This window comes from uncultured Psychroserpens sp., assembly GCF_947503375.1.
Taxonomy (GTDB): domain Bacteria; phylum Bacteroidota; class Bacteroidia; order Flavobacteriales; family Flavobacteriaceae; genus Psychroserpens.
The window spans coordinates 226,863-241,084 of record NZ_CANNDQ010000001.1; the positions used below are offsets into that span (position 1 = coordinate 226,863).

The following is a 14,222-nucleotide window of genomic DNA, read 5'->3' on the forward strand; positions in this document are numbered from 1 at the left end:
CTCCCTCTATTGTGGCTAACTTTTGATTTTACTTCCCAAACATTAACAACTCGTTACAAACCACCTCAGTAGTATAACGCTTATTTCCATCTTTATCATCATAACTTCTAGAAGCCAATTTACCTTCTATCATAATCTCTTTTCCTTTGGTAACATATTTCTCTACAATTTCTGCAGTTTTTCCCCATGCAACAATATTGTGCCATAGTGTTGACCATTTTTGCCTAATTCTAAAGAAGATAGCGGTGCTATCTTCTTCATTTTAAACTTGATTGTCTTGTTGTTAAATATTATTTCAGTAGTAATAGATTCGATAATTGAACGCTTCTCTGCTCTGTCTAAATCCTCCCAGTTATTATAAAATTCTAATGATTTTGTAGCTATTTCATTAAAGGAACTCTTGGCATTCTGTAATGCTTCTAATTCTAATCGTAAATCTTTTACATTCAGACGTAACTGCTCTGTTTTTAAAAAAATAGGTTCGTAATGTTTCTTAAATCCGATTGTTGGTATTTCTCCGCTTAGATTAAGCTCTACTAGTTTATCAAGTCTCATTTGAGCTTTGTTAAGTTTACTCTCTGCAAATTCAATTTCACCCTCTTTAATCTGAATTTCAATAGCATTAGATTTATTATATTCGTTTAATTCATCATTAGATTTTAAAAATTGCTTTAGTCTGGTTAAGAAAATATCTTCAAGGTCATCTTTTCCTATCCCATACTTACATTCTTTACACGTATATCTTTCACTTTTAGACTGAATAGACATTTTATGTCCTCTTTGACATTTGATAATATTAGTAAACAAGTGAATTCTCTTATTAAGTGGTTGTTTGTTAATACTTCCCTTTTCTTGTTCTCTGATAACAACATTTACTGATTCCCATTTTTTTTCACCGATTATTTTTGGGCATTTTAGGTATTCCCATTCTGACTGGGGTTTTAGCCCTAAAGGATTATCTTTAGTCACAGGTGCTTTATAATTAAATCGTCTTATTCCTTTAGCGTCTGTATTTTTCAGAAGACGTCTAACCGTAGTATCAGACCAAGGTTTATTTTTTCGTGTTCGATATCCTTTCTCGTTGAGTTTTCTAGCAACTGTTGACATCCGTTGATGTTCCAAAAATAAATCAAACATTAATCGTCTCACAGGTGCTTCATCTTCATTAATTACAACCTTAGCGTCAACGATTTTAAACCCATAACTAACCGTGCCTCCAGTAAACTTACCTAAACTTCTTCGAGTCTCAATTGAAGCTAACATACGTTCTAAGTTGTTTTCACGTTCCCATTGCCCCATTGCAGAGATCATTGTGTAGAAAAGACGTCCACTTGAAGTAGATGTATCAATAGACTCGCTAAGAGAAATTAAACTTGCGTTATGCTCTTGAAAATACTTAGAATAGAATAACAATTCTTCAGTATTACGTGCCAATCGAGCGAGCTTACTGAAAATAATCCCTTCGATAATTCCAGCTTTAATATCTCTGAGCATTTTTTGAGTTTCAAGCTGATTGAGAGTTGTTTTTCCTGATACACCTGGAAGCACATATACTCGACTTACGTTCCATCCTTTTGAAGAAGCAAACATTCTAGCTCGAGCTTCGTGTATTTCAGGGCTCTCTTTATTTTTTTTGTCAATGACGCTTACACGAACAAATATTCCAACATTCATATTATCAGTGTTTTAACTCTAAAATAAGACATGTTTTGACCAAATCAAAGCATACTTTTGTAATTATTTCTTCTTTCTAAAAAGCTTGGAAATATGTGTTTTTATTGAATGAGGACTAATTAATTCATCACTATTATATTCAGTAACTACTCTAATTCCTTTAATCATTTCTTCTCTGGGCTTTTGAGGTTTTATATAGTCATCTAAAAGTTCCGCAAGCTGCTCTGGTAGAATGAAACGAATACATGATAGTTGTGCTTTGTTTATCCTCTGAGATGCCAGTTTTTCAATATCATCTAAATGATTTTTACGCTTTGAAACCACAACTACAAGATTGTATTTTTCTTTAAGGCACTTTTTGATGTTTTGAATTTCATAAGATGGACTGTTGGTTTCTGAAACCTCAAAAGCAATTTTTATGTCATCATTACTTAAGACAACGTCTATTCTTCCTCCATCGGATGTTGGATGTTCAATGACACCTATATAATTCCGATCTTGACCCATCTTTATAATAAGGTTCTGAAGGTAACGATGTGCTTTTAATTCTAATGATATTAGTTCACTTTCCTTAATCTGTTTTTTCGCCTCTTCGGTTATGACTTTTGAAGTGATTTCTTTAACGTCACTGCTTTGAGTTCTTGGTCTTACTTTTTTGGGGTTTTGTTTTGTTTCTTTATTGCTAAATAATCTAAAACGTTCACGTATGATTTCTTCTACTTCTCCCTTAGCTTTGGCAAATTGATCTCTAGAATTTTTTATAATTTCTTTTTTTACTACTTCTGCTCTCTTCTGATCATATTCGGGCAGCTTCATTGTCTTTATATTAAAATCATTATCACTACCACCTAGCTTCACAATAGCTTGACCAATACTCAAAGTTGTCAAGTCTGAAGCATCGAAATATGAAAAACCAGACTCTAACCTCTTAGCATCATTATCTCCTAATCGGAAACAAATTCTAATATATGGATTAGCTATGACTGAATTGAGAATTTGAGGGTCAGAGATCTGACTAAGTTCTTGGTGTACCAAAACAAGTCCAAGACCATATTTTCTAGCGCCACTTAGAATAGACAAAATGCTTGGTGTAATCATGTTTTGAAATTCATCTAAATATATATAATAAGGATCTCGTTCTGACTTTGGTATAGATTGTCTACCTTGGATGACTTGATTGAACTTAGAAAGAAAAATGGACCCTAATAAAAAGCAGTTCTGCTCACCTATCAATCCTTGAGATAGCTTAATCAAGACAATCTTCTTTGAGTTCACACAATCGTTAAAATCTATACCTTCATTTTGACAAAACATATTTCTAATAATACGTGGTCTTAAAAATGTATCTATCCTTGTTAGTAATGGTGCGATTCCCTTTCTCACCATTTGATACTCATGCTCCCAATAATACAATATTGAAGGTTCATCGATGTCTTTTAGATATTCATTTCGAAAACCATCTTCAATCAAAAATCGTTTTAAATCTAACAATGTCCCTTTTCTATTACCTTCAAGAAATACTGCAATAGCTTGACTAAACACTGCGTTAATGTTATCTCCCCATGTAGTTGAGAACTTTTTAAATGATGATACTAAATCAGAACTTAATACGATTTTTTCAATCTCTGATGAAGCACTAAGAATATTGAATCCAATTGGATAATCAATATCTGAAGGATCAATGACAATAACATCATGTTTTCTTTTCTCAGGAATGCGTAATAAAATATCTTCAACAACATCTCCATGAGGATCAAAAATTGCACAGCCGTTACCAAAAGCTATGTCCTCTAAAACCAAATTGACTAACAATGTGGATTTCCCAACTCCCGTTGAACCTATAATATGAGTATGACTCAAACGAGAAATGTCACTTAAGCTTACTTCGTGCTTTTCGTTATTGTGAGTATTTAGTCCAATGCTATACTTCTGTTGTTTTGCCTCACATGGTAATAGCTTGGACTTTCCATGGTTGATTCTCAACTTATGAGAAACAATTGTCTTATTTGGATAATGGACAAAAGTCGATAATTCTTTACTGTTTAATACAAAGCCTAACCGATTGCTCTGTCTGTGAAGAAGATTATATAGATGAAAATCGTAATCGTATCCTTTATTTGACAATGGAATGAGTTTATTAAACTCTGAAGCTGAGATGCTAGTTATACTTTTAATAAAATCTCTAGCGAGGTCTGAACTTCTACTATTACTCTCTCCTTGTGTAGCAACTCTCAATACAACACTAAATAAAGGCGTAGATGTTTTTTCTTTTGCACAAAACGTCATTTCTGGAGCATCAGCAAAAAAAGAGCCTCCTTTTCCATCGCTAACTGCTATGGGAATATCTTTGGCTAGTGGAGATGATATTCCTTTAAATATGATTTGAAATATTGCTACTTCGTCTCCTTTCAATATATCAAAAACTGCAAGTATTGAGGTTAGCGAGTCCAGTTCATATGAACTGGATGTATTAAGGGGTCTGACAAACTCTTCACTCAAACCAAAATCAGCAATTGCAATGTCTTTACCAAAATCAAATTTAAATTCTTTTGGTTTAAACCTTTTGAGTATTACATCTGGGAAATATGCGATTAATTGGGATCGAACCCTATCACAATCTGTGTAGTCGCAAACTATTTGAATATCTATTGAATCACTATTCCCTACTATTTCAAATGAAATTGAATGCTCGGTGAAGGTGAGCATATTCAAAAACTCAATATTTCGTAATTGATTTATCTCTTGATTTCTTTCAAAAAACAATCTGAATCCAACAAGAGAAGAAGGTTCAGAAATATAATGTGGTTTGATCGCTTTAAATGAAACTGGCTCTGGTTCCTCTGGTTTTTTTGGTACTACAAAAAGCTGCAATGCTTGAGATAATAAAGAAGGTGCTTTCCCATCATCGACTATATTATTTTTTGGAGAAACAAATGAGTTGATAGATCGATATGGGACTTCAATATCTACAGGCTCATCAAAAAGGTAATATCCACGGTATAGGTATTCCCATTGATAAAATTGAATAGTGGCTAGTTCACTTGGAGAATACATACTCCTAACGTGTGAAAATATCGTTTAGAATTGGCTTGCGATCATTTTCTGATATTGCACGTATTCCTTTATCCTTAGTGATTTCATCAATAACCTTCAAAACTGATGATTGTGCATAGGTCATAAACATACTAGCCGTATCTATTTTGTAATACGTCACAGGAAACAATTTTCTCGTTAACCAACCTCCAATAAATGGGATTTTTGAAATAATAATTTGCAAAACAGAATTCTTATAGAGTAACCACCATGAAACAAAAAACCCTTTCCCAAAAGGTGCTGCACAAATATCATATTGATACTCTTTCCATTTTACGCGTATATATCTTCTTCTTTGTGAAAACATACTCCCTTCATAAAGTGAAACATCATTAGCGTTGATGCCACTTACGCCTTGACTCAGCAATTCTTTTTTGAATAACTGGTAAAAATCCTCTGTGGAATAATTAAAATCCTCAATCAAAGTATTCCAATTAGAATGATAATACTTTAATGTTTTTGTGAAAATGAATTTTAGGATAACAAAACTGATTAATCCATATAAAATGTAGATTAGGTATTGTGTAAAATAAAAGAAAAACTCATTCATCATATTTACTTTTTAATGAATAATTTTGACCATTGTTTATTATCACTTTTTATATGTATCAAGTAAATTCCACTTAAAAACCTACTAACATCAATAGATATTGAGTTTTCAACAATTTGGGCATTATGATCTAAGATCATTTTCCCATCAACGTCAAACAATTGAATCTCTAATTGATTAGACACTAGTTCAGTAGGCATTTGAATATTCAAAATTTTATTAGTTGGATTTGGATATACGATTATTCGGTTTTTTAGTACCTCTTCATCTAAACTTAAGGTTTCAATATTCAGTTGTGTTCGATTCCCTAAATTATCGTAGACATAATCATGTGTTGAGCCATCATTAAAAACAACCTGAACCAAACGGTTCAAGTTGTCATAACTGTAAGTTGTTGTTTCTTGTTGTAATTGAGCATTAGCTGAAATGCCAAATAGTATTAATAAGTATTTAATTTTTGTTTTCATAAGTACGAAATTTTAAACGTATTGGGAGTCTATATAAAGTAATTAGAAATATTGATATGATGGTAAATGATTTAAGAAATACAAGAATAACGGGCAACTCAAAATATTTGGGCATCAAACCTAAACTATACTGTATAAGATTTAAACTTTCATAAGTTATATATAAACTGATCAAATTTTTAATAAAACCTAAACGATAATTCTTAAATTTGCTTTTGAACATGAGAATAATTTTAATCAATAACAAAAGAATCACAATTTGTAAAAAATATCTTAAGAATAGATCATTTTTAAATTCAATTCTCACCATCATTTCTGCACTCAATATTATCAATTGAAAAAATAATAATCGTAAAAAATTAATATCTAACTTCAAGTTGCGTAACATCTTGTTCTTTAATAAAATCATATATAATTCCTATGTTTTGACCCGTATCAATACAGCCTGCTGAACCATTAATTAAACCACCATGTAGATAAAAATTATTTCTTCCCCAATTATTATTCCCATCGATTGGTTTAAGCGATATGTTGTAATCTCCCCAGTCCCCGTTGCGCGGATTAACAATATTTATTAGTTGTCTCCATTTTGGTATGTAATCCCAGTCATTTCCTAAACTGTAAGTTCCTTCTGGAATAGGTCCTAAATTTTTCAGGCTTTGATACTGAGATTGATTTATATATTTTCCTCTACCTGAGGTTGCAAAAGTTGAATAAATTGTATTCCCTTCTGAATTTAAAACTGATAAGTAGTTACCATCGTAATATAAACTCTTTACTTCAGAACTACTAGAGGAACAAATATCATATCCCACATAAGCCTTACCACTCGGATCAACACTACTAATCGGATTATTATCAGCATAAGGATATAAATTAATATGCCAAATAGGGTCTTCGGATAAGAACCTACCAATTGATGGCTCGTAGTATCGTGCTCGCATATAGTATAAATCATTTGTTTCATACTCTACACCATAGATGCCTACATATCTAAATTGGTTAGTATCATTTTCAGGCTCAAAGGTTCTAGTTACTCTTCCAAAATCATCATAACGATACTGATGTGTGATGTTACCTAACTCATCTGTCATCATTACCGTACTCCCTCTTATATCACCATGATAGTAGTGTAAATCTCCATTGGGTTGCATTCTCGTAAGAAGCATTCCGCTTGGACTATAGACATAATATTGTATAGGGTTGCTGTCCTCATCTAATTCAACGAGTATATTATCTAACCTAACATCTCTAATATACTTTGTAGTTTCTCCGTTTCTCACTGCTTCTACACGTTGATTGTAAGCATTATAATCAAAACTAAATGTATTGTCAACATCTGAATAACTTGTTAATCGATCATCAATATCAAAGGTATAAGATATGTCTGCTCCTTCGTTTATTGTATTCCCATCGTCATCTAAGTTATAGCTTACTCCACCAGCTGATGTAATTTGATTGTTTTCATCGTAACTATAAGAGAAATTAATGGAATTACTGGAATCTCCTGGATTAAAGCCTGGAGGAATTGGAGTGAAGTAGTCATTACTAACGGTAATATTTCCTCTACTATCTAAAAGGTGAGCACCTGTATACATGACAGAATTTGTATCTAAATTTTCATGTTGAATAAATCTCAATCTACCTGCCTCATCATAGTCGTAATTTATTCTAATATTGTTTCCAAGATCAATCCACTTAATTCTATCATCATCGTAATATTCATATTCTGCAATAATATCATTACCACTACCAACATTTCTATTTAGGGAAACAATCCATATTCTATTTTTGTTGTCATATTGATAATCTACCTCGACATCAATTCCATTAATACTTGGATATAATAAATCTTCAACTTGATTAGTATCTGTGTAATCATACTCCACATCAAAGCCATGAACTGTAGTTACTTTTTCTAGTAGGTTTAGATTATCATAATCAAACTCCATTGTTCCATACGCATTGGTAATATCATCAACGAGGTTTCTATTATTATAATCGATGTCTGTAATGGTAGCTGTTTCTTGTAATCGACCATCATTGTCATAGTCATAATCAATATCAATGCCTGAAGGTTTGGTGATTTCTTCTAAATACCCTTCATCACCATAATCAAATTGAGTTACTAGATTTCCAAATTGTTCTTCAATCACTCGGTCTTCATCGTCATAAGTAAATGATGTCGCAACATTATTGGCATTCATTATTTGTATTAAATTATCATTCTCATCATAATCGTAAGCAGTCACAAAACCACCCGAGTTAATCATTTGAGTAATATTATCATTATCATCATACTCATATGAAGAAATGAGACCATTATCATCTCTTTCCAAAAGTCGATTTATTCCATCGTAAGTAAATGCACTACTGATGTTTTCAGGTGCATTCATTGTTGATACAGCACCATCATTTTCATACGTATAATTTACTGTAATTCCTTCTTGGTTTGTTTGTGATAATAATTGTCCGTGAGAATCATAAGTGAAAAAAATTGAGTTATTATAAGCGTCTATAATTTCAATGAGGTTCTCATCATTATCGTAAACAAATTCTGTGATATTACCTTCTGGATCTGTATATTCTACAAGATTATTATTGTTATCATAATCAAACTCTTGCACAACATCACCATTCTCTTTATCAATTCGAGTTATGTTTCCATTATTATCGTAATCATATTCAATATCTACTCCATTTAAATTTGTGTCTGTTGGACGTAATACATTAATCCCAGAAGATGGGTAATTGATTGTAATTTCATCTGTATCACTTGAATAATCTGTAACTAAACCATTTTCGTTAAATGCATAATCTTCAGTAAACATTCCTCCACTAGGCAATGGTGTTTGTACTTCAGAAGTCAAGGTATTACTTTCAAAATCAAACTCTATATTAACTTCAATTGGGTCATCATCATTCATTTGATACTGACTCAGTTTTCCATTGATATCGTACTCAGCTTCAATTTGATTTCCTCTTGGTAAATCAATTCTGAACATTAAATATTGTTCATACTCATTATCTTGATAATACTGATAAGTAGTATTGTTGTTTTTTGCATCCTCAAATGCTACTAAAACTGGATACTGAAAAGCAAAATTTGAATTCACTCCTGAATATTCAAAATGAATATCTCTATTGATTGGATCTTCAATTTTTTCAATGAGGTCAGTATCATCCAAATACTCAAATTCTAAACGCTTACCAGATGGAGCAATAACTTCTTCAATACGTCTAGTATCTTCCTCTTCTGCATTTTCGTATTCTATATTAATTTCATTTCCGTTAGGGTCTTCAATTTCAATGAGATAATAAATATTCCTATCATTGTCTAGCTTTTCAAATCGATAACGAACCTGATTCTTTTTAGTAATATCAATACGATCATTATCCGAATCATCAAACTCATCATAAACACCAAGAGTTACATATTCATTTTCATCTTCATTGTATATGTCAATTGTTCCGTCTGGCCAGATAATGTAATAGTAGTCTATTGAGTCTTCACCTACATTGTTTTCTCTTACGATGTAAGCATTATAAGTATGTGACCATCCTCTTCCAAGTGGTTGAATAGGATAAAAAGATTGAGGCATTTCTACCATTTGAGTACTGTAGAAATGAGAAAAATTTAGATTCATTTTTCTATCAGGTATTATGAAACTATTTTTGGCATAGTGATTAAATACACCTTGCTCTATTCCTCTAGAAAACCCTAATGTTGATGAATTGTATATACCAGTTGTAAAGTAATTATCAATATCTAATAATTCACTCTGAGTAGGGGTCGAAACATTAGCTTCAAGAAATTCAATATAGTCTAATGTATCGCTGAATGGGAGTCCCAATTCTGGTTGTAATTGAGACGTATTAGGAAGCATGCCTAATACATAGGCTGTTACAATATGGTCATAATAAATTGTATTCTGGTTGACATCACTGTAAGGTTCAGAGCCATTTGTAATTAAAGGTACATTAAATGCCTCAATGAGAGCTTTAATAATGCTAGCATGAAATGGTATTTGACCAACATTAAAGTTTTGATCTTCACGTCTCAAGACTGAAATACCATCTTGAAACTCTAAATAACTTAGCAATCTTGCTTTTTTGCTAAACCCAGAATTTTCGCTAAGATCAACAAAAATATTTGGAAATGATGCTGCTGGGTAATCATCAGGGTCAGCATTGCTTCCGTATATAGAACTATAAATTGCATTTGTTAATCCTAATTTACTTGTTTGAGCATTAATATCAAGTAAAAACAAGATGATAATTAGACTAGTAAAGTAAAATCTCATGGGTAATAATTTTGAATTACATTTATCAAAACTATGTGTAAAATGAGTCAAAAACCAAGTTAAATATTCTAATGATTTTGATTTCACCCCTCAGGGTGATTATTAAGGAGTATTTTTCACTATTATAAATTTTAAGAGACTTCTTTGAAGGATTCTTTTTCTTTATTGTAGATATAAATAGCCTTGGCTTGCGTAAAATTGCCATCAATTTTTTTAACTCTGTCTATCTTTTCTCTAAGTGATTTTCTTCTTGATTTTACAGCATCCACAGAAATAAATAATTTCTCAGACATTTTTTGTTGATCAAAACCTTGAATCCATAGCTCCCAAAATTCAATATTTTGAAGCGTTAACTCATATTTATTAATAAGATATTTTTTAAGTCCGTTTGCAAAATCTCTCTTTAGTTTATCTCTCTGAATCTTTTTGTAGAACAAAAAACCAATAGTTGAAGCAATTATTAATGTAAATCCTAGAATTATTTTGTTTCTTAATTTTAAATTATACTTTGCTTTAGCTAGTGTTTTTTCTTTTCTATCCAAATCAAAACGAATACGAGCAAATTGATCTCTGTTATTTCTATCTACTATATCTAAACTGTCGCTGATCGATTTATACTTCGCAAAATATGCTTTGGATTTATCTCCATTATATAGATTACCAAGAAAATTGAGAGAAACAAGATAATCTCTGTAGTTTTTTATTCTTCTTGAGAGCCTCTCTGCACGAAGTAAGTAATCAATTGCTTTGGACGTATCTGATTGAGAAACATAATATTCAGCCAAATGAATGCTATTGATTACAATACCATCCTCATCACTTTTTTCTTCTCTAATCTTTAATGCTTGCTTCATAAAATCTAGCCCTAGAGCTACGTCTCCTATCTTAAAAAGATTATGCCCATGATTGTCCATTACTGTAGCTTTAAATTTCGGAGATTTCGATAACAAGCTATCTTCATTTAAAATTCTAATAAAATATTCCGAAGCGTCTTGATATTGCGCATAATCCTTATATACTTTTCCAATATTATTTAAGGATTGTAAATAAAGAAATGGTTTCTTGGTAATACTCTTTCTCATTAATAATGCATCTTTATGATATCTAAGAGCATTATCTTTATCTTTTAGATTATTATATACAATCCCTAAGTTATTATATATTGATGATATAACTTTTTTATTTTCATAATTAGTTAAATATGTTAGGGCTCTAAATGAGGTAGACTCACTCCCAACATAATCGCGAATATTCTTTTGTAAAATAGCTGTATTAACAAGGACTCTCCCTAAACTAATAGAATCTTTTAAAGCATCATAAAGGAATGAGCTTTTAGTATAATAATAGTAAGCACTATCCATCTCTAATTGTTTTTGAAAATAAGCACCACTATATTCTAGAGTTTTAGCTTGTGCTAAAGTATCACCTAATCTTTCGCATAAAGTCATATGATCAAATCGACACTTGTGAAACAATGACCATTCCTCATTAATATATGCTTGTCTTAAGCACTCTTTTAAAAGTTGATTTTTTATTGAATCATTAGCTAGTTCAAAAGTTTGATGATAGTTTTTGATTGAAAATTTGTCATTATTTTGCGCACATAATGACACATTTACAATGGCAAATAACAATATGAAGTACTTTAAAAAATTGTTTGAGTTAAGATAGGTCATTATAACAGTTGATAGATCTCAAAGATATGGAATAGAATCTCTTAAAATAAAACCTCTTTGAAAATTTCAAAGAGGTTTATCTTTAAGCTAGTCACCTTCAAAAGGCTCTATGGTGTCATCAACTTCATCCCCAGTGCTGTATGCTGGAATTAAATCTTCATTATCTACAGAACAAGAGGTTAAAGCTACTCCCATGACTAGCAATGCAAATAAAAGACTTAGAGTGTGTGTTCTCATAGTAGTACTTTTACTTCCTAATTCAGTGCCTAGGATTCTGGCTATTAGGAATTGCACAATATGTCTTGCAAGACGCTCATTCAGAAAACCGTTCTTTTCAGTGGTTATTCTTCCACCAATTTATAATGCTCTTTCCTTAGGACAGTACCCAATATGAAAATGGTTCATTTTTACATGTTAACTATATGAATTTACATGAGAATATATTTCTCAGTCTACAAATCAAAACACCCCAAGGGGTGAAATTGTATTCTATTTATTAATCAAATAGTTTGTTTGACTGACATTAAATATCTTATAAGAAATTTATCCAAGATGTTTAAAATCTACGTTTTAATAATTTTACTTACTTCATTCAGTATACTGGCACAATCGACACAACACGATAGTATTATAGCCTTTAACCAAGCAAAACAAGAAGGTGTTAACTTAATTAATAAGGGGAAATATTTTAGTGCTATAAATAACCTTCAAAGAGCATTAAAAATAATTCCACATGAACATTTAGACAGAAAAATTGAAGTGACATATTTGATTGGCAATGCTTATCAAAATGCTAGAGTTTTGGATTCTGCAAATCACTACTATCAAAAAGCAGATAAACTTTGTATTAACTCAAGCTCTAGTTTATCTAAGTCTTTAAAATATCATAATAAAGCATCTCTATATTTCACAAATTCAAAAATTGATAGTGCGATGGTAAATGCAATTAAATCTCTAGACTATGCTCTATTATCAAAAAACACAAAGCAAATCGTCTTAACGAAGAGTGATATAGGTTTGATTTTTTTATCACAAAAAGATTACAAAAATGCACATAATTATTTTATTGAATCATTGGAGCTTGCCGAACAAAAAGGTGATACCCTCCAAGCAGCATTTATTACAACCTATCTAGGGCAATTAAACATAGAAAAAGGTAATCATGAAAAAGCTGAAGATATACTCAAAAGAGCAATTTTGGTTTTTGAAAAAAAGTCTAATAATAAAGGAATAATTATGGCAAAAGGTCATTTATCGAAAGCTTATTTTTTTCTGGGAAAAACTGAGGAAGCCATTAAAATAGGATATGAGTTAATTCCTATAATGAATCAATTAGAGATCAATAATGATTTAAAGAAACTAATATCAAATACTAACGCTATTACGGAAGTAGAAAAGAATCAAACTTTATCAGATTCAATAAAGATTGAAACTGCTTCAAAACTAGTGAAAGAAAACTTTGATGTAATTAAAAACCCAATAATTAATGTTACCCAAAACAAAGCTCTAGCTAAATATACCGAGGAGCATAAAAATGCCATAGATGTCAAAAATGCAAGTCAACTTAGCAATGAGAATCTTAAAAGTCGATTTCAGAAAACTTTATTACAACAAGACAGTATCTATCAAGCCTCTTTAAATAGTAAATATCTCGAAATTGAAACTAAATTCAAAACAGAAAAAAAAGAAAAAGAGAACCTCTTATTAAAGCAGTTAAATACTGAACAGGAATTGACTTTAGTAAAAGAAAGTAAACGAAGATGGCTTCTAATTATAGGTCTCATATCATCTCTTCTAACATTATTTATTTTCTGGCTTTTTTATAGAAAAAATACAAGGCAGCGGATTATCATCGAGAATCTTCAAAAAGAGATGCATCATAGAGTTAAGAATAATCTTGCAATTATAAATTCTTTTATTGACGTTACGAAAGGACAGGAAATAGATATAAATACTCAAAGAAAATTAGATGAACTACAGAATAGAATAGATAGTATTAATCAGGTTCATAGTCAACTGCATGTTGGCAATGATGTCAGTAAACTAAATTTGAAAAAATACACTCGAAATTTAGCTAAAAACATAACAGCCACATTTGATAAAAAAACAATAGATATAATTATAAATATTGATGAAACTATATTTATTCATCCCGATAAATCATTTCCTTTAGGGTTGATCATAAATGAATTTTTAACAAACTCTTTCAAACATGCTTTTAATGACAATAGACCTGAAAAGTTAAGCATAATAGAGGTTACTTTTATCTGTCAAAAAGACTTTTATTGTTTAAAATTATCTGATAATGGATGTGGTTTGCCTTTAGATTTCAAAATCTCTACCTCAGAATCATTTGGAATTGAGGTAATGGAGCTTCTATCTCGACAACTTAAAGGAACATTTTCACTTAATGGAAACGATGGAGTAACCATAAATATTAAATTTCCAAAAAGCTAAT

8 protein-coding genes and 1 pseudogene are annotated in these 14,222 nt (G+C 31.0%); 1 reads left to right on the plus strand and 8 read right to left on the minus strand.

Annotated features, from left to right (window positions below):
- Positions 1-28: 28 nt before the first annotated feature.
- The 8 genes and pseudogenes from Q0876_RS00975 to Q0876_RS01010 all read right to left on the minus strand — a co-directional run.
- Positions 29-205, minus strand: a pseudogene (locus Q0876_RS00975) (single-stranded DNA-binding protein); the annotation flags it as partial.
- A complete protein-coding gene (locus Q0876_RS00980) occupies positions 163-1,674 on the minus strand; it encodes a recombinase family protein (RefSeq protein ID WP_299223122.1) in 1,512 nt (503 codons plus the stop codon). The pseudogene Q0876_RS00975 and the gene Q0876_RS00980, both read right to left, overlap by 43 nt.
- A 63-nt stretch (positions 1,675-1,737) precedes the next feature.
- A complete protein-coding gene (locus tag Q0876_RS00985) occupies positions 1,738-4,728 on the minus strand; it encodes a type IV secretion system DNA-binding domain-containing protein (protein ID WP_299223124.1) in 2,991 nt (996 codons plus the stop codon).
- 4 nt (positions 4,729-4,732) lie between these two features.
- Positions 4,733-5,320 (minus strand): hypothetical protein, encoded by a 588-nt coding sequence (locus tag Q0876_RS00990; protein WP_299223126.1) that lies wholly within the window; start codon positions 5,318-5,320, stop codon positions 4,733-4,735.
- A 2-nt stretch (positions 5,321-5,322) separates the two neighbouring features.
- Entirely contained in the window at positions 5,323-5,784 is a 462-nt protein-coding gene (locus Q0876_RS00995; RefSeq protein WP_299223127.1) for a T9SS type A sorting domain-containing protein, read from the minus strand.
- Positions 5,785-6,143: 359 nt separating this feature from the next.
- Positions 6,144-10,088 carry an RHS repeat-associated core domain-containing protein gene (locus Q0876_RS01000; protein WP_299223129.1) on the minus strand — a complete coding sequence of 1,315 codons (3,945 nt, stop codon included), beginning with the start codon at positions 10,086-10,088 and terminating at the stop codon, positions 6,144-6,146.
- Between the two features lie 131 nt (positions 10,089-10,219).
- Positions 10,220-11,722, minus strand: a complete 1,503-nt coding sequence (locus Q0876_RS01005; protein ID WP_299223131.1) for a tetratricopeptide repeat protein — start codon at positions 11,720-11,722, stop codon at positions 10,220-10,222.
- A gap of 129 nt (positions 11,723-11,851) precedes the next feature.
- Positions 11,852-12,001, minus strand: a complete 150-nt coding sequence (locus Q0876_RS01010; protein ID WP_299223133.1) for a hypothetical protein — start codon at positions 11,999-12,001, stop codon at positions 11,852-11,854.
- A 315-nt stretch (positions 12,002-12,316) separates the two neighbouring features.
- Here Q0876_RS01010 and Q0876_RS01015 point away from each other — a divergent pair, with 315 nt between their 5' ends.
- Entirely contained in the window at positions 12,317-14,221 is a 1,905-nt protein-coding gene (locus Q0876_RS01015; protein WP_299223136.1) for a tetratricopeptide repeat protein, read from the plus strand.
- Position 14,222 lies beyond the last annotated feature (1 nt).